The sequence below is a fragment of the Ramlibacter sp. genome (genome assembly GCF_013697775.1).
Lineage (GTDB): Bacteria > Pseudomonadota > Gammaproteobacteria > Burkholderiales > Burkholderiaceae_C > Ramlibacter.
In genome coordinates this window covers 1-19,704 of record NZ_JACCWG010000074.1, presented here as the reverse complement: position 1 = coordinate 19,704, position 19,704 = coordinate 1, and the positions used below count along the sequence as shown (strand labels likewise).

At 70.8% G+C, this 19,704-nt stretch carries 3 protein-coding genes; all 3 read right to left on the bottom strand.

The annotated features are described in order from the left end of the window. Window positions 1–3,104: amino acid adenylation domain-containing protein (locus H0U68_RS03995; protein WP_296352903.1), on the bottom strand; the 3,104-nt coding region annotated here is incomplete at its 3' end. A 543-nt stretch (window positions 3,105–3,647) separates the two neighbouring features. Then, window positions 3,648–6,029 (bottom strand): penicillin acylase family protein, encoded by a 2,382-nt coding sequence (locus H0U68_RS03990; protein WP_296352904.1) that lies wholly within the window; start codon window positions 6,027–6,029, stop codon window positions 3,648–3,650. Beyond that, window positions 6,029–19,704: non-ribosomal peptide synthase/polyketide synthase (locus tag H0U68_RS03985; protein WP_296352901.1), on the bottom strand; the 13,676-nt coding region annotated here is incomplete at its 5' end. The genes H0U68_RS03990 and H0U68_RS03985, both read right to left, overlap by 1 nt.

Below are 19,704 nucleotides of genomic sequence, written 5' to 3'. Positions count from 1 at the left end.
GCCTCGAACACCGCGCGCACCGGCGGTTCCACGCCCAGCGCGTCGCGCAGGCGCGAAACCAGCCGCGTCGCCAGCAGCGAATGGCCGCCCAGCGCGAAGAAGTCGTCGTGCCGCCCGATGCGCGCGGCCTGGCCTGCGCCCGGCGCGTCCAGCAGCTGCGCCCAGATCGCCTCCAGCGTGGTTTCCAGCGCGCCCTGCGGCGCTTCGTCGGCCCGGCTGGGCGCCGGCGTGCCGGCATGGGGCGGCGGCAACGCCTTGCGGTCCACCTTGCCGTTGGGCGTGAGCGGCAGTTCCTGCAGCACCACGTAGTGCGCCGGCACCATGTAGCCGGGCAGGTGTTTGCCCAGCGCGGCGCGCAGTTCGGCAATGCGCGCAGGGGAGTTGGGGCCTTCGCCGGCGGCGGCCAGCACATAGGCCACCAGACGCTGGTCGCCGGGCACGTCCTCGCGCGCCAGCACCACGGCGTCGCGCACGCCGGGCTGGGCGGCCAGCACCGCTTCGATCTCGCCCAGCTCGATGCGCAGGCCGCGGATCTTCACCTGGTGGTCGATGCGCCCCAGGTAGTCGATGCCGCCGTCGGCGAGATAGCGCGCCAGGTCGCCGGTGCGGTACATGCGCGCACCCGGCGCGCCGAACGGGTTGGGCACGAAGCGCTCGGCCGTGAGCGCCGGCTGGTGCAGGTAGCCGCGGGCCAGCTGCACACCGGCGATGTACAGCTCGCCGGCCACGCCCACCGGCACCGGGTTGAGGTGCGCGTCCAGCACGTGCATCTGCGTGTTGGCCACGGGCCGGCCGATCGGCACGCTGGACAGCGGCGACGCCGCGTCGCAGGCCCAGAACGTGACGTCCACCGAGGCTTCGGTCGGCCCGTACAGGTTGTGCAGCTCCACCCCGGGCAGTACCTGGAAGAAGCGGTCCTGCAGTTCCCTTGGCAGCGCCTGGCCGCTGCAGAGCACGCGCTTCAGGGCCGCCGCGCGCCGCGCCTGGCCGCCCGCCCGCTCCAGGAAGCTGTCCAGCATCGGCGGCACGAAGTGCATGGTGCTGATGCGCTCCCCCGCGAGCACCTCCAGCAGGTAGTCCGGATCCTGGTGGCCGCCGGGCCGCGCGACCACCAGCGCCGCGCCGGCGATGAGCGGCCAGAAGAACTCCCACACCGACACGTCGAAGCTGAACGGCGTTTTCTGCAGCACGCGGTCTTCGGGCACGAGGCCATAGGCCTGCTGCATCCACAGCAGCCGGTTGACGATGCCTTCGTGCGGCACGCCCACGCCTTTGGGCCTGCCGGTGGAGCCGGAGGTGTAGATGACGTAGGCCAGGCTGCCGGGCCGCGCCGTGGGTTCGGGCGCGGTCTCGGGCAACGCTTGCAGGCTGGACGGCTCCGGCCATGTCTCCTGCGTGAGCACGAGCGCCGGCTGGGCGTCGCGCACCATGTAGTCGAGCCGCTCGGCGGGATAGTCCGGGTCCAGCGGCAGGTAGGCGCCGCCGGCTTTCATGATCGCCAGCAGCGCCACCACCATGCCGATGCCGCGCTCCATGCGCACGCCCACCGGCACGTCGGCGCCGACGGCCTGCGCACGCAGCCAGTGCGCCAACCGGTTGGCGCGCGCATCGAGCTGCGCATAGGTGAGCTGCTCGCCCTCGAACACCAATGCCGTGTGGTGGGGTGTGCGCAGCGCCTGCGCCTGCAGCAGCCGGTCCAGCGTCTGGCCTCCACAGGGGTACGCCTGCTGCGTGGCGTTCCACTCCACCACGATCCTGCGATGGTGGTTGGGCGGCAGCAGCGGCAGCTGCATCAGCTTCGTTTCGGGCGCGGCCAGCGCCTGGTCCAGCAGCCAGACGAAGCGGCGCGCCAGCTGCGCGATGCTGTCGGCCTCGAACAGGTCGGTGTCGTATTCCAGTTCGGCCGCAAGCCCGCCGCCCTGCTGCTCGATCAGCTCCAGCAGGACGTCGAACTTGGAACTGCCGTTGTCCAGCGGCAGCTGCCGCACGTCCAGGCCCAGCAGCTCCGGCCGCACCGCCGGCGCGTTCTGCAGCACCAGCATGGCCTGCACAAGGGGCGTATGCCCGGCGTGGCGCTCCGGCCGCAGCGTCTCCACCAGCCGCTCGAACGGCAGGTCCTGGTGCGCGAAGGCCTGCAGCGCGGTGTCCTTCACGCGGGCCAGCAGGTCGCCGAAGCGCTCGTCGGCATCCAGCCCGATGCGCAGCACCAGCGTGTTGACGAAGAAGCCGATCAGCCTGCGGGTGCGGCTTTGCCCGCGATTGGCCACGGCCGTGCCGAGGCTTACTTCCTGCTGGCCGGCGTGGCGCGCCAGCAGCACCGCGAACACCGCCGCCAGCGCCATGAACGGCGTGGCCTGGCGGCTGTGGGTGAAGGCCTTCAGCCGTGCGGTGAGCGCCGCGCCAATGGCGAAGCGATGCCGCGCGCCGCGATGGCGCTGCACCGCGGGGCGGGGGTGATCGGTCGGCAGCGCCAGCAGGCCGGACGCGCCGGCGAGCTGGCGCGTCCAGTAGGCGAGCTGCCGCGCCAGGGCCGGGCCTTGCAGCTGTTCGCGCTGTCCCTGCGTGTAGTCGGCGTACTGCATCGGCAGCGGCGCCAGCTCGCCGTCCTGCCCCTGCAGCTGTGCCGCGTACAGCACGCCGAGCTCGCGCACCAGCACGCCCATGGACCAGCCGTCGGACACGATGTGGTGCATCGTCAGCAGCAGCAGATGGTCGCCGGCGCTTCGGCGCAGCAGCTGCACGCGCAGCAGCGGCGCCTGCGCAAGGTCGAACGGCGTGCGGGCTTCCGCCAGGATCAGGGGCTGCGGGTCGGCCGCGCCGATGTCGCGCACCGGCAGCGGCAGGTGCAGTTGCGGCTCGACCCACTGGACCGGCTCGCCGGCCGCGCCCACGCCGAAGCGCGTGCGCAGGCTGTCGTGCCGCGCGACGACGCCGTTCAGCGCGGCTTGCAGCGCCGCGACATCCAGCGGTCCCCGCAGCTCGGCGGCGGCCGCGATGTTGTAGGAAACGTCGCCGGGCTGGTACTGGTCGAGGAACCACAGGCGCTGCTGCGCGGACGACAGCGGGCTGCCTCGCGTGCTCGCGGCCACCGGAGCGTTCTTCATCGACAACCTCCCGCCAAGGGCAAAGCAATACCGATGCCCGCGGCCATGGCGCGGCGCGCATCGGGACAGGGGAAATAGGGAAAGGGCAGAGACTTCACCCGGTGACCGGCAGCCTGCCGCGCGATCGGGCAGGCCGCGCTTTACGGCTCAACCGCCCGGCTCTGCCTTTTGGCGAACCGGACCGAAAATTTCTCTCGTGCTTGGCCAGGACCACATCGCGTGACCCCGGGCGTGCCGTGTCGTTCCATGAACCTCTGCTCCCTGTGTCGGGCGGGCAAGCGAGGAATCGGAGCCCCCGCCGGCCGCGCGCAAACGTGAACTCTTTCCGACGGCCCCACCCCGAACAACCGGGCTTTCCCTAGCGACAGATTGGGGGAAGTCCGGCCGAGCGCCGTAGGCGCTTGTTTCTGCGGGATTCGTGGTTCGCGCTAATCGCGCACGCTGCTTTCTTATCTAACCACGGCGCCTGTGGAAGAGCCGTGGCGCACGCGCGTCCGATTTGAAAGGAATTGTTCGGATTGCAAGCGAACGTCTGACAAGCCGCTAACGCGGCGCCAGTGTCAGCGTGTGCTGCGCCGCGCCGGGCAGGAACGGCGTGGGCCGGCCCTGCACCCAGTCGCCATGGCCGGCCAGGAAGTACGGGCTGAGCGGATGGCCGCTCTGGCCGCCGGGCATGTTCAGGATGCCGTCCTGCTCGCGCCCGGGCGTCACCACCATGCGCTGCGACGCGCCGAAGCCGCGCTCGCTCACGCGCGGCACGTGGATGTCGCCGGGCAGCGGCTCGGGCGGCACCGCCAGCCAGCGGCCTACGCCGGGCAGCAGCCCGCCGATGGGGTGCTGGATGGTCGCGCGGTTGTGCGCGCCCCAGGTCGCCGCCTGCAGCGAGCCGTGTTCTTCCTTCAGCAGCCGGATCGCGCGGTCGACGGTGGCCAGTTCCACATCGCGCCAGGTGCGCCCCGCCGGCAGCCAGTTGGGCGGCCCGGCGTCCAGCAGCTGGGCCAGCACCAGCGGCCAGCGCATGTTGGCGATGGCGTAGCTCGCGTACGGATGTTTTTTCTTCAGCTCCACGTCGGCCGCGCCGAACACTTCGTCATAGCCCGCGTCCAGGAATGCCCGGGTCAGCCGGTAGCCCTGCGATTCCGGGCTGGCGCGGCCGCTCCAGCGCTGCGCCAGCAGGTCGCGGAACTGCTGGCGCTCGGGATGGCCGGCCACCGCCTGCGCATCCAGCACGCGCAATGCGCGGTCGCGCCAGGGCGCCATGAAGATCGCGCGGTCGTCCAGCTGCACGGCGTACACGCCCTTCTCGTCGGCCTGCGCCGGCAGCGCCATCAGGCCCTCGCCGATCTGCTTTGCGCGCGCCCCCAGGTCCGCGCCGCCGTCGCCGACCAGGCGGTCGCCCGCGGCGGCCAGCGGCCGGTTGTTGGCGTTCCACACCCGCCCCTGCGCGGGCGCGACCACGCTCGGATGCGCATCCGGCGCGCGCAGCGCCTGCCATGCCGCCGCATCCGCGTCGGTTGCCAGCGGGAAGGTCTTGGCGTCGCCGGCGTCGCGCGCGGCCATGGCACCGGCCACGCTCCAGGCGATGCGCCCGGCGCGGTCGCCCACCACGAAGTTCAGCGCCGGCACGCCGGCGCGGCTGGCCACGGCAACGGCGTCCTCCACCGTGCGGGCCGTCTCCAGGCCGCGCAGGCCCACGTTCACCGCTCCCGGCTGGTGGGCCACCCAGTGTTCCAGGTAGAAGGCGTCGCCCACCTGACGGATCGGCGCGTCGCCGATCTGCAGCACGATCACGGTTTTCGCCTCGCCGCCGCGCACGGCCACGGTTTCGCGGTACTCGGTCGCTTCGCGCACTTCGCCGGCCACCTTGAAGCGGTTGCCGCCGCCCGGCACGCGCTCGATGCGCACCAGGTCCAGCACGTCGGCGCAGGCGTTGGTGAACCCCCAGGCGAGTTCGCCGTTGCTGCCGATGATGACCAGCGGCGCGCCCGGCAAGGTGACGCCCGTGACGCTGCGCATGCGGCCGTCGTCGCCCGGAAAGCGCAGCTGCGCGCGGTACCACACGTTGGGCAGCATCAGGCCCAGGTGCATGTCGTTGGCGACGATGGCGCCGCCGCCGCGGGTGTGCGGCCCGGCGATGGCCCAGCCGTTGCTGCCGCGCGTCAGCGTGTCTTCCAGCATCGCCGCTTTGGCGGGCAGCGGCCGGGCGATCCAGTCCGGCCCCTGCGCGGGGATGGCCACGTTCGGCGCGGGCGAAGGGCCATCGAACGGCGCGTCGTAGGCGCTGGTTTCGGGCAGCAGGAAAGCCAGCGTCTCGGGCGGCGCAAGCTCCTTCAGCCAGCCGCGCGAGAGCTCGCGCATCGGCATGTAGCCCTGCAGGTCCAGGTACATGGTCCACACCACCAGCAAGGTGTCGGCCGGCTGCCAGCGCACCGGGTCGCTGCGCAGCAGCGCGTACTCGAACGGCGCCGCGCCCAGCCCGCTCAGCCCGGCGTTCACGCCGTCGGCATAGCGCTGCAGCATGGTGCGGTCGGCCGGCGGCAGCGCCTGCAGCGCGGCCTGGGCGCGGGCGCGGAAGCGGTGCATGCGGATGCGGCTGTCGATTTCGGCCGTCGCGTCGCCGATCAGGCCGGCCAGTTCGCCCGCGGCGCGGCGGCGCAGCAGGTCCATCTGGAAGAAGCGGTCCTGCGCATGGACGAAGCCGGTGGCGTAGGCGACGTCGTCGCGCGTGGTGCCGCTGATCGCGGGCACGCCCAGCGCGTCGCGCCGGACCTCCACCGGGGCCGTGAGGCCCGGCGCGGCCAGCGTGCCGTCCAGCGGCGGCAGGCTGGTGTGCAGCCGCCACCAGGCGAAGCCGGCCAGCACCAAAATCAGCGCGGCCAGCACCAGCACCACGCGCAGGGACCATCTGGCCCAGCGGCGCTTCATCATGTCGTTTCTCCTTGTTGCGGGGGATTGTGCGCGAGCGCGTGGCCGGCCGGCGCGGTGCCGGTGCGCGGGCCGTCGATCTGCGCCGCCAGCGCGGCGACCGTCGGCGATGCGAGCAGCGTCGACAAGGGCAGCTGCGGCGCGAGCTGTCGGCGCACGCGCCAGACCACCTGCACCGCCAGCAGCGAATGGCCGCCCAGCGCGAAGAAGTCGTCGTGCACGCCGACGGTGTCCTGCTGCAGCACCTCGGACCAGATCGCCGCCAGCGCCTGCTCGGTGGCCGTGCGCGGCGCAACAAAACCCGTTTCCCTGGGCTGCCAGTCCGGCGCGGGCAACGCCTTGCGGTCCAGCTTGCCGTTGGGCGTGCGGGGCAAGGCGTCCAGCAGCACGACCTGGGCTGGGACCATGTGGGCGGGCAGCTGTTGTTTTGCGTGCGCCAGGATGTCGTGCGCGTCCACTTGGCTGCGCGTTGCGACGTAGGCCACCAAGCGCTCGTCGCCAGGCGCGTCGCCATGCATCGCAACCGCTGCCTCGCGAACGGCCGGCAAGGCGCGCAACACGGCTTCGATCTCGCCCAGCTCGATGCGGAAACCGCGCAGCTTCATCTGCTGGTCGCTGCGCCCGAGGAATTCGATGCGGCCGTCCCGCAGGTGCCTGGCCAGGTCGCCGGTCTTGTACAGCCGGCTGCCGGGTGCGCCATGGGGGTTGGGGATGAACTTTTTCGCCGTCAACCCGGGCTGGTGCAGGTAGCCGCGGGCCAGGCCCTCGCCGCCGATGTGCAGCTCGCCCACGGCGCCACGCGGGACCAGCCGCAGCTGATCGTCTAGGATGTACATCTGCGTGTTGGCGAGCGGCTGGCCGAGCGTGACCTGCGCGTTCGCGCCCAGCCGCTCGGCGCTCGACCACACGGTTGTTTCGGTGGGGCCGTACAGGTTCCAGGCCGCGTCCGCGATGCCGCACAGGTCTTTTGCCAGCGGCGCGTCCATCGCTTCGCCGCCGCACAGGGCCAGCCGCAGGCGCAGATCGGCCCCGTCGCTGGCCTGCAGCATGCGCCATGTCGATGGCGTCGCCTGCATCACCGTGACTGCGTGCGTGCGCACGAGGTCCTTCAGTGCCTGCGCGTCGGCGGCCTGCTCGCGCGAGGCGATCACGACTTGTGCGCCCGTCGCCAGCGGCAGGAAGATCTCCAACGCGGCGATGTCGAACGACAGCGAGGTGACCGCCAGCAGCACGTCGTCGGCCTGCATGCCGGGGGAATGCGCCATGGTCGCCAGCAGATTCACGACCGCGCGGTGCGCGATCTGCGTGCCCTTGGGCTGCCCGGTGGAGCCCGAGGTGTAGATCATGTAGGCCAGGTTCTGCGGCTGCGCCAGGTTGGGCAGTTGCTCCGCAGGATGCGTTGCTACCTGCGCGTCCCAATCGCGGTCCAGGCACAACAAACCCGCACCCGTTCGGGCTGAGCTTGTCGAAGCCCCTGCGGGCAACGGCCCTTCGACAAGCTCAGGGCGAACGGAGATGGATTCAGGGTCAACGGATACCGATTCAGGAAGAACGGTTGCCGATGTCGTCAGCAGCACCGCCGGCTTCGCATCGCCCAGCATGTAGGCCAGCCGCGCGCTCGGATAAGCCGGGTCCAGCGGCACGTAGGCGCCGCCGGCCTTCAGGATACCGAGCAGGCCCACCACCATGTCCAGCCCGCGCTCCACGCACAGCGCCACCAACACTTCCGGACCGACACCCAGCGCGCGCAACCGGTGCGCCAGCTGGTTCGCCCGCGCATCCAGCTGCGCATAGGTCAGCCGCTGGTGCCCATGCACCAGCGCCACCGCATCCGGGCTGCGCCTTGCTTGTTCCTCGAACAGCTGGTGGACCGTCTTGTCCCGCGGGTACGGCAGCACGGTCGCATTCCACTCGTGCAGCAACTGCGCGCGATCCGCTGCGGCCAGCACCTCCAGTTCGCTCGCAGCTGTGGAACGCCCACCTTCCAGCGCATCCACGATGCCCTCGATGGCGGTCCGCACCAGACAGCACACATGCTCCGCCCCGATCGACGGCCGGACCTGTGCGCCCAGCAGGAACCCACCGTCGCCCAGCTCGTCGACCGTCAACATCAGCGGGTAATGTGTTCCCTCGCGGCCATCGAGCATGCGCACGCCGAGCGGGTCGGCGGCGGTCTCGTCCTGCGCCTTGCGCGCCTGCGTGTGCCGGTAGTTCAACAGGGCCGAGAACAGCGGCGTCTGCGGCGGCAGCTGGCTGTGGCGCTGCACCAGCACCAGGGACGCATGTTCGTGGGCCAGCAGGCCCGCCAAGACCTCCTGGGTCCGCTGCAAGGCCCCGACCACGTCGCCCTGATCCGTGTCGATGCGGAACGGCAGGGTGTTGGTGAACAGGCCGACCGCCCGCTCGGCGCCGGCCTGCACCGCCATGCGCCCGAACAGCACGGTTCCGAACACGACGTCGCCCTTGCCGCCGGCCCTGGCCAGCACCAGCGCCCACGCGAAGTGGAACAGGCTGGCCGCGCTGACCTTCGCCGTGCGGGCTGCCGCGCGGATGCGCGCGGCGAGCGCCGGCTCCAGCATCGAGGTGCGCTCCTCGGGCGCGGGCGCATCGCTCTCATCGGCAAGCAGGTTGAACGGCATGGACGGCTGCGTCACGCTTTCCAGCAGCTGCCGGAAGAACGCGTCTTGGTCGGCGCGGCTGCGCTCCCGCCGCGCCTGCGCGACCAGGTTGCGGAACGGCAGCGGCGCAGGCAACGCCTGGGCCAGACCCAGCAGCAAGGCACCCGCCTCCTCCATCACCACTTCCATCGTCACGTGGTCGCTGACCATGTGGTGGTTCACGATCAGCAGCACCCAGCGGTCCTGGGCCGGGTCCGGCGCGGCATGGAGCCGCACCAGCGGTGCGCGGTCCACGTCCATGCGCTGGCGCCGGCGGCCGAAGCGCGCCTGCAGCTGTGCCAGGATGTCGCCGTCGCGCGGATCGAGCACGACGTGCGCGATGGGCAGCGGCGCTTCGCGCAGGACGACCTGCACCGGCTCGCGCAGCCCTTCCCACAGGAACGCGGTGCGCAGGATGTCGTGGCGCTGGACCACCTGCTGCAGCGCCGCGCCAATCGCATCCAGCTGCTCGCGCGTGCGTACCGCGAAGGCCAGGGACACGGTGTAGGCGTCGTCGTCCGGGTCCAGCAGGTGGTGGTACAGCAGGCCCTCCTGCTGCGGGCTCAGCGGATAGAGGTCCTGCACGTTGCGCGCGCCGCCCGGCACCTTGGCGGCGATGAGGTCGATCTCGGCCTGGGTGAGCTCCACCAGGGGCAGCATGCCGGGCGTGATCGCCTCGGCCTGCGGATCGATCCGGTTGGGCGGCACCTCGATGGCCGCGATGCCGCCGCGCTCCATCGCCCGCGCCACGCCAGCCACGGTGGGCGCGGTGAACAGGCTCTTCACGTCGGCGGCGAGGCCCTGCTCGCGCAGCCGCGTGACCAGCGCCAGCGCCAGCAGCGAGTGGCCGCCCAGCGCGAAGAAGTTGTCGTGCAGGCCGACGCGTTCCACCTGCAACACGTCCGCCCAGGCGGCGGCGATCGATTTCTCCAGCACGCTCTCCGGCGCCACGTAGTCGGTTGTCAGCTGGCGCTCCCCGCTTGGCGATGGCAGGGCATTCCTGTCCACCTTGCCGCTGGGTGTCAGCGGCAGGCTTTGCAGCAGCACGAAGGCGCCGGGCACCATGTACTCGGGCAGCCTGGCCTGCAGCGCCTGCCGCAGCCGGTCGGCGTCCAGCCCGTCGTCCTGCTGGCTCACCACGTAGGCCACCAGCCGCCGCTCGCCGGGCACGTCCTCGCGCACCACGGCAACCGCCTGCGCGACACGCGGGTCCTGCCGAAGCACGCTCTCGATCTCGCCGAGCTCGATGCGGAAACCGCGGACCTTCACCTGCTGGTCCGCGCGGCCCAGGTAGTCCAGCGTGCCGCCGGGCAGCCGGCGTACTAGGTCGCCGGTGCGGTACATGCGCGCGCCGGGCGCGGCGGCGAACGGGTCGGGCAGGAAGCGTTCCGCGGTGAGCGCGGGCTGGTGCAGGTAGCCGCGCGCCAGGCCCGGGCCGGCCAGGTACAGCTCGCCGGCGACTCCCACCGGCACCGGATGCAGCTGCGCATCCAGCACGTAGGCGCGTGTGTTCGCCACCGGGCGGCCGATGGGCACCATCGCGCCGGCTTCGGCGGACGCGTCCGCCACGGCGAACAGCGCGTCGATGCAGGCTTCGGTGGGGCCGTACAGGTTGACCACTTCCGCGCCCAGCACGGCGCGGCTGCGCGCGGCCAGCGCCGCCGGCAGCGCCTCGCCACCGACGAAGACATGCCGCAGGCTGCGGCAATCCGAAAGATCTTCTTCCAGCAGGGCCGCGAGCAGCGCTGGAACGAACTGCACCACCGTGGTCCGCGTCTGCGCCAGCAGCTGCGCCAGACGCGCCGGGTCGCGCTGCGCGCCCGGCTCGGCCACCACCAGCGTGGCGCCGGCGGCCAGCGGCGACCAGAACTCCCAGACCGAGGCGTCGAAACTGAACGGCGTTTTCTGCAGCACGCGGTCGCCCGCCTCCAGCGGAAAACGCTGCTGCATCCACTGCGTGTGGTTGGCCAGCGCCGCATGCGAAATGCCGGCGCCCTTGGGCGTGCCCGTGGAGCCCGAGGTGTAGATCACGTACGCCAGGTGGGCGGGCGACACGGACGGCAGCGGTTCGTTGCCCGCTGGAGCCTGCCGCGTGTGCCAGTCGCCATCCACACACAGCACCTTGCCTTCGTATGACGGCAACTGCTCCAGCAGTGTCTGCTGCGTGAGCAGCACCCGCGGCTTCGCGTCGTCCAGCATGTACGCCAGCCTGTCCTTCGGATAGCCGGGATCCAGCGGCACGTAGGCACCGCCGGCCTTCAGCACCGCGACCAGTGCGACGACCATCTCCGTGCTGCGTTCCATGCAGATGCCGACCAGCACGTCCGGCCGCACGCCCAACTGCACGAGGTGATGGGCCAACTGGCTGGCCCGGGCATCAAACTGCGCGTAGCTGAGCTGCCGCGTCCCGTCCACCAGCGCCACTGCGTCCGGGGTGCGCCGTGCCTGCTCCTCGAACAGCTGGTGGACCGCCTGCAGCTGGTACGGCGCGGCCGTGTCGTTCCACTCCACCAGGAGCTGCCGCTCCTGCGCGGGCGTCAGCAGCGGCAGAGCCGCCACCGGGGCGGCTGGCGCGTCGCAGATGCCCTGAAGCAGCACCTCGTAGTGCTGCGCCATGCGGGCGGCCGTCGCCGCTTCGAACAGGTCGGTGCTGTATTCCAGCGTGCCGTACAGCGTGTCGCGCCCTTGCCTGTCCTGCCCCTCGACCATGCTGCAGGTCAGGTCGTACTTCGCGGTGCCGGTGCTGCCGGGCAGCATCTCGAAGGCCAGCCCCGGAATCTCCAGCGTCTGGCGCGGCGCGTTCTGCAGCATGAACATCACCTGGAACAGCGGCGTGTAGCCCTGACTGCGCGGAGGATTCAGATGCTCGACCAGCTGCTCGAAAGGCACATCCTGGTGCGCGTACGCCGCCAGCGCGATGTCCTTGGACTGTTCGAGCAGCGCGTCGAAGCTCGCCCGCGGATCGATGCGATTGCGCAGCACCAGCGTGTTGACGAAGAAGCCGATCAGGCCCTCCAGCTCCGCGCGGTTGCGCCCGGCGATGGGCGTGCCGACGCAGATGTCCTCCTGCCCGCTTAAGCGGTGCAGCAGCACGGCGAAGGCGGACTGGAGCAGCATGAACAGCGTTGTGCTCTGCGCCTGGGCCAGTGCGCTGAGGCTGGCGGTGAGCTGCGTCGAGAGCTCAAACCCGTGCACAGCACCGCGGTGGCTTTGCAGCGTCGGCCTGGGCCTGTCGGTGGGCAGCTCCAGCAATGCCGGTGCGCCTTCGAGCTGGTTGCGCCAGTAGCCCAGCTGCTCGTGCAAAACCTCGCCTTGCAGCCGCTCGCGCTGCCACACGGCGTAGTCCGCGTACTGGATCACCAGCGGCGGCAGCATCGGTTGCTGGCCTTCACCGAGCGCGCGGTAGATCTGCGCCACCTCGTCGACCAGGACGCCCATCGACCAGCCGTCCGAGACGATGTGGTGCATGGTCAGCAGCAGGATGTGCTCGTCCTCGCCCAGCTTCACCAAGCCCACCCGCAGCAGCGGTCCCTGGGTCAGGTCGAAGGGTTTGCCGGTTTCCTGTTCCAGCAATTGCGCCGCCCGCGCCTGGCGCGCGGTGTCCGGCAGCCCGCTCAGGTCCTCGTGCAGCATCGGCAGCTCCAGCAGCTGCGCGATCACCTGCCGCGGCTGGCCGTTGACGACCCGGAACACCGTGCGCAAGGCCTCGTGCCGCGCCACCAGCGCGTTGAACACGCCGTGTAGCAGGGCAGGCGTCACGCCCTTGCCGCGAAGCCGCAGCGCCGCGCCCATGTTGTAGAAGGCGCTGCCCGATTCGTAGTTGTCCAAGAACCAGAGGCGCTGCTGCGCATACGACAGCGGCAACCCGTCGGCCGGCCGCGCGGCCACGCCGATCGGCGCTGGCCCCGTGGTGGCGGGCCGGCCGTCCAGCCAGGCGGCCAGCTCCTGCAGCCGCGGCTTGTGGAACAGCTCGCGCAAGGGCATCTCGCGGCCCAGCGTCGCGCCGATCTGCGAGACCACCCGCGTGGCCAGGAGCGAATGGCCGCCCAGCTCGAAAAAGTTGTCGTGCAGGCCGACCTGGTCCACCTGCAGCACGCCGGCCCAGATCGCCGCGAGCGCGCGTTCCGTCGGCGTGGCGGGCTCCACGTAGTCGTTGCCCGCCTGGCGCTCGCCGCCGGGTTCGGGCAGCGCCTTGCGGTCCAGCTTGCCGTTGGGCGTGAGCGGCAGCGCCTCCAGCACGACGAAGGCGCCGGGCACCATGTATTCCGGAAGGCTCTGGCCCAGCTGCGCGCGCAGCGCCGCGGCCGAAGGGGGTTGCACGTCGTCCTGTGCAACCACGTACGCCACCAGCCGCTTGTCTCCCGGCTGGTCCTCGCGCGCGATCACCGCCGCTTCGCGCACGCCGTCGCACTCGGCCAGCCGGGCTTCCACCTCGCCTAGCTCGATGCGAAAGCCGCGGATCTTCACCTGCAGGTCGTTGCGGCCCAGGTAGTCGATCACGCCGCCTTCGCGCCACCGGCCCAGGTCGCCCGTCTTGTACATGCGTTCGCCCAGAACGCCTGCGTCGGGCGCGCCGATGAAGCGCTCGGCCGTCAATCCGGGGCGCCCCAGGTACTCCCGCGCCACCTGCGCGCCCGCGATGTGGATCTCGCCCGCGACGCCCGGCGGCACCGGCTGGCCTTGCGCGTCCAGGATGTAGATGCGCGTGTTCGCGACCGGCCTGCCGATCGGCGGCAGGTCGTTCCACGCCTGCGCCGGCCCCGCGAGCACCTGCGCGCAGGCGACGTGGCTTTCCGTCGGACCGTAGTGGTTGTGCAGCCGGGCCTGCGGGTTCACGGTGAACAGGCGGCGCAGCGCCGGCGTGATGCGCAACTGCTCGCCCGCCGTGATCACGTCCTGCAGTTGCGGCAGCTGCTGGTCCTTCCACAGCTCGCCCAGGCTGCCGAGCGCGACATACGGCAGGAACAGGCGCTGGATGCCCTGCCCGGCCAGCCACTTCACCAGCGCCGGCATGTCCTGGCGGCGCGCTTCGTCCAGCAGCACCAGGGTGCCGCCGGTGGCCAGCGTCGAGAAAATCTCCTGGGCCGCCACGTCGAATCCCAGCGCCGCGAACTGCAGCGTGCGCGCCGGCTGCGGCAGCACGGCCCGCTGCCAGTGCAACAGGTTGGCCAGCCCGCCGTGCGGCATGCCCACGCCCTTGGGCAGGCCCGTGGAGCCGGAGGTGTAGATGACGTAGACCAGGTTGTGCGGCTGCGCCTGGTGGCGCGGATCGTCCGTGGGCTGCATGGCGATGCGTTGCGGCCAGTCGCGGTCCAGGCACAGCACGGCACCCTCGCCGGCGGGCAGCTGCCCGAGCAGGCTCTCCTGCGTAAGCAGCACCTGCGGCTTCGCATCGGCCAGCATGTAGGCCAGCCGGTCTTTCGGATAGCCGGGGTCCAGCGGCACATAGGCGCCGCCGGCCTTCAGGACGGCCAGCAGCCCCACCACCATCTGCAGGCTGCGCTCCATGCAGATGCCCACCAGGCGCTCGGGGCCGACACCGAGCTGCACGAGGTGATGGGCCAGCTGGTTGGCGCGGGCGTTGAGCTGCGCGTAGGTGAGCTGCTCCTGCCCGTATGCCAGCGCCACCGCATTCGGGCTGCGCCGCGCCTGCTCCTCGACCAGCCGGTGCACCACGTCAGGCGGGTACGGTGCCTGCGTGGCATTCCACTCCACCAGCACCTGATTGCGCTGCACCGGCGTGAGCAGCGGCAGGTCCTTGAGACTGGCCGCCGGCTGGTCACAGATGCTTTGCAGCAGCACTTCGTAGTGCTGCGCCATCCGGGCGACCGTCGCCTCGTCGAACAGGCCGGTGTTGAATTCCAGGTTGCCGTAGAGCCGGGCATTGCCCTGCGCCAGGCTGCACGTGAGGTCGAACTTCGCCGTGTGCGTCGGGCTGGGCATCATCTCCAGACGCAGCCCCGGAACGTCCAGCGTCTCGCGCGGCGCGTTCTGCAGGATGAACATCACCTGGAACAGCGGCGTGTAGCTCAGGCTGCGCGGCGGCTTCAGGTGCTCCACCAGCTGCTCGAACGGCACGTCCTGGTGCGCATACGCGCCCAGCGCGACGTCCCTGGACTGCGCAAGCAGCGCATCGAAGCTCGCGTTCGGATCGATCCGGCTGCGCAGCACCAGCGTGTTGGCGAAAAAGCCGATCAGCCCTTCCAACTCCGCCCGGCCGCGCCCGGCGATGGGCGTGCCCACGCAGATGTCGTCCTGCCCGCTCAAGCGGTGCAGCAGGATGGCGAAGGCAGCCTGCGTCAACATGAACAGGGTGGTGCCGCGCGCCTGCGCCAATTGCTGGAGCCGGTCCGTCAATTCCTCGCCCAGCTGGAACTCCACATTGGCGCCGTGGTGCGTCAGCACCGCCGGCCGCGGCCTGTCGGTGGGCAGTTCCAGCAGCGCAGGCGCGCCTTCCAGCTGCGCCCTCCAGTACCCCAGCTGCTCCTGCAAAACCTCGCCTTGGAGCCGTTCGCGCTGCCACACCGCGTAGTCGGCGTACTGGATCGCCAGCGGCGGCAGGTTCGCGTCCCCGCCCTCGGCCTGCGCCCGGTAGATCTGCGCCACCTCGTTCACCAGCACGTCCATCGACCAGCCGTCCGACACGATGTGGTGCATGGTCAGCAGCAGCACATGCTCCTGCCCGCCAAACTTCAGCAGCCCCACGCGCAGCAGCGGGCCGCGCGCCAGGTCGAACGGCTTGGCGGCTTCCTGCTCCAGCAGCAGCGCCGCCTTGGCCTGGCGCGCGCCTTCGGACAGCCCACTCAGGTCTTCGAATGCCACCGGCACATCCAACGTTTCATGGATCACCTGCACGGACTGGCCGTTCCGCATTTCGAATACCGTGCGCAGCGACTCGTGCCGGGCTATCAGGCGCGCGAACACCGCCTGCAGCCTGGCGGCATCCACCGCGGTGCCCAGCAGCCGCAGCGCCATCGGAATGTTGTACGCCGCGCTTTGCGGCTCGTAGCGGTCCAGAAACCACAGGCGCTGCTGCGCATACGACAGCGGCAGGTCCGCCGAGCGATCGGCCAGTCCGATCGGCGCGAGTGCCTGCACGCCGGTGTGTCCGTCCAGGTACGCCGCGAGTTCGCCCAGCCGCGGCCGGTGGAACAGCTCGCGCAAGGGCACCTCACGGCCCAGCGCCGCCGCGATCTGCGACGCCACGCGCGTGGCCAGCAGCGAATGGCCCCCCAGTTCGAAGAAGTTGTCGTGCACGCCGACGCGGTCCACCTTGAGCACGGAAGACCAGATGGACGCGAGTTCGCGCTCGGTGCGCGTGCCGGGCTCCACGTAGTCGCTGCCGGCCTGGCGTTCGCCGCTCGGCGCAGGCAGCGCCTTCGTGTCCACCTTGCCGTTGGGCGACAGCGGCAGCGCCTGCAGCGCCACGAAGGCCCCAGGCACCATGTACTCAGGCAGCTTGGTTTTCAACGCCTGCCGCAGCTGCTCGACGTCGGGCACCGCATCGCCCTTGCCCACCACGTAGGCCACCAGCTTCTGGTCCCCGTCCCCGGCCTCGTCCTCCCGCAGCATCACCACCGCCTGGCCGACCTGCGCGTGCTGCTGCAGCACCGCCTCGATCTCGCCCAGCTCGATGCGGAAACCGCGCAGCTTGACCTGGCTGTCCAGCCGGCCCAGGTAGTCGATGTTGCCGTCCGCCAGCCAGCGTCCCAGGTCGCCGGTGCGGTACATGCGCCCGCCGTGGAACGGGTCCTGCACGAAGCGCTCGGCCGTCAGCCGCGGCTGGTTCAGGTAGCCGCGCGCGACGCTGTCGCCGCCGATGCAGATCTCCCCGGCCACGCCGACGGGCACCGGTTGGCCTTCGCGGTCCAGCACGTAGATGCGCGTGTTGGCGATCGGCCGCCCGATGTGGACGACAGGCTCACCGGCATGCACCGGTCCCGAGGTGGCGACCACAGTGGTTTCCGTGGGGCCGTAGTTGTTCACCAGCCGCGTGCCCTCCAGCCGTGGCACCTGCCGCAGCCGGTCGCCGCCCACCAGCAGAACGCCGAGGCCGGGGTTGTTCCAGCCTTCGCTGAACGCCAGCTCCGCCAGCGGCGTGACCAGAAAGCTCACGTCCAGGGCCTGGCCGCGCCACCATTGCAGCAGGGCCGTCGCGTCGCCTTCCACGCGCGCCGGCGGCAGCACCAGCGTGCCGCCGCTGCACAGGGGCGGCCAGATCTCCCAGGTGCTCGCGTCGAAGCCCACGCCGGCCGTGGCCGCGCTGCGCTGTCCATCGCCCAGCCCGAAGGCCCGGCAGTGCCAGCCCACCAGGTTGCACAGGCTGCGATGTTCGACCATCACGCCCTTCGGCTGGCCGGTCGAGCCCGAGGTGTAGATCACATAGGCAAGGTGCCGGGTATGCGGTGCCTGCACGGCCACATCGGCGGCTGGCGCCTTCGCCCAGCGCTGCGCGTCGTCGCGCAGGTGCAGCACGGTCGCGTCCGGCGTGCCGGGTAGCGCGTGCCGGCCGGCAGTGTCCACCAGCACCACCGCCGCCGCGCTGTCCTGCAGCATGTGCTGCAGGCGCTGCGCGGGATAGGCCGGGTCCATCGGCACATACGCCGCGCCGGCCTTGAGCACGGCCAGCAGGCCGACGACCATCTCCGGGCTGCGCCGCATGCAGATGCCGACAAGGCGTTCGGGGCCCGCGCCCAGTTGTCGCAGGTGATGGGCGAGCTGGTTGGCCCGGGCATTGAGCTGTGCGTAGGTGAATTGCCGCTGCTCGTACGCCAGTGCCACCGCCTCCGGGTTGCGCCGCGCCTGCTCCTCGAACAGCTGGTGGACCGCGTGATCGCGCGAATACGGCGTTTCCGTGGCGTTCCACTCCACCAGGACCTGATGCCGCTGCGCTGTCGTGAGCAGCGGCAGGTCCCTGACGCTGGCATCCGGCGCGTCGCAGATGCCCTGCAGCAGCACTTCATAGTGCTGCGCCATCCGCGCAATCGTGGCTTCGTCGAACAGGCCGGTGCTGTACTCCAGCGTGCCATACAGCCTGTCCTGCTCCTCCACCAGGCTGCAGGTGAGGTCGAACTTCGCCGTGCGCGTGGCGCTGGCCATCGCCTCGAAGCGCAGGCCCGGAATTTCCAGGCTCTCGCGCGGCGCGTTCTGCAGGATGAACATCACCTGGAACAGCGGCGTGTAGCTCAGGCTGCGCGGCGGCTTCAGATGCTCCACCAGCTGCTCGAAGGGAACGTCCTGGTGCGCGTAGGCCCCGAGCGCGGCTTCCTTGGACTGTTCAAGCAGCGCATCGAAACGCGCGTTCGGGTCGATCCGGCTGCGCAGCACCAGCGTGTTGACGAAAAAGCCGATCAGGCCCTCCAGCTCCGCGCGGTTGCGCCCGGCGATGGGCGTGCCGATGCAGATGTCGTCCTGCCCGCTCAGGCGGTGCAGCAGGACCGCGAAGGCGGCTTGCAGCAGCATGAACAGCGTCGCGCCCTGCGCCTGGGCGAGTTCCTTCAGCCTGCCGGTCAACTGCGCCGGCAACGTGAAGTCATGCACCGCGCCTTGGTGGCTTTGCAGCGTTGGCCGGGGCCGGTCGGTGGGCAGCTCCAGTAGCGTCGGTGCGCCTTCGAGCTGGTCGCGCCAGTAGCCCAGCTGCTGTTGTAAAACCTCGCCCTGCAGCCGATCGCGCTGCCACACCGCGTAGTCCGCGTACTGGATCGCCAGCGGCGGCAAGTTTGGTTGCCGGCCTTCGCCGTGCGCGCGGTAGATCTGCGCCACCTCGTCGACCAGCACGCCCATGGACCAGCCGTCCGAGACGATGTGGTGCATGGTCAGCAGCAGGATGTGCTCATCCTCGCCCAGCTTCACCAGGCCCACCCGCAGCAGTGGTCCCTCGGCCAGGTCGAACGGCTCGCCGGCTTCCTGCTCCAGCAGTTGCGCCGCCTTTGCTTCGCGGGCGTCTTGCGGCAGTCCGCTCAGGTCGTCGAACCGCACAGGCACATCCAGCTCTTCGCGGATCACTTGCACGGCTTCGCCATTGTTGGCGTCGAACGCCGTGCGCAGCGACTCGTGCCGGGCGACAAGCTGCGCGAACACCGCCTGCAGCTTCGCGGCGTCCATGCCGCGGCCCTTGAGCCGCATCGCCATGGGAATGTTGTAGGCCGCGCTCTGCGGCTCGTAGCGGTCCAGGAACCACAGGCGCTGCTGCGCGTACGACAGCGGCACGTCGCCGGACCGGTCGGCACGCACGATCGGCGCGAGCGCCTGCGTTTCCCCAACGTGTCCGTCCAGATACGCCGCCAGCTCGCCCAGTTTCGGGCGCTGGAACAGCTCGCGCAAAGGCATCTCGCGGCCCAGCGCCGCGGCGATTTGTGAGGCCACCCGCGTGGCCAGCAGTGAATGGCCGCCGAGTTCGAAGAAGTTGTCGTGGACGCCGACGCGGTCCACCTTGAGCACAGAAGACCAGATTGCGGCGAGCTCGCGCTCGGTGCGCGTGCCGGGCTCCACGTAATCGCTGCCCGCCTGGCGTTCCCCGCTTGGCGCGGGCAGCGCCTTCCTGTCCACCTTGCCGTTGGGCGACAGCGGAAGCGCTTGCAGCATCACGAAAGCGCCGGGCACCATGTACTCCGGCAACCGGGCCTTCAGCGACTGCCGCAGTTGCTCGACATCGGGCACCGCACCGCCCTGGCCCACCACGTAGGCCACCAGCTTCTTGTCCCCGGCTTCGTCCTCGCGCAGCACCACGATCGCATCACCGACCCCATCGTCCTGCTGCAGCACCGCCTCGATCTCGCCCAGCTCGATGCGAAACCCGCGTAGCTTGACCTGGTTGTCCAGCCGGCCCAGGTATTCGATGTTGCCGTCGGCCAGCCAGCGCACCCGGTCGCCGGTGCGGTACAGCCGCGCACCGGGGTCCGCTGCGAAGGGGTCTCCGACGAAGCGCTCCGCCGTGAGGTCCGGGCGCCCCAGGTAGTCGCGCGCCACGCTGGCGCCGCCCAGGCACAGCTCGCCGGGCGCGCCGACCGGTGCCGGCG

Bases quoted from the DNA above. Each gene is read 5' to 3' on its own strand.
- H0U68_RS03990 (WP_296352904.1), bottom strand. From the start codon at position 6,029: ATGAAGCGCCGCTGGGCCAGATGGTCCCTGCGCGTGGTGCTGGTGCTG.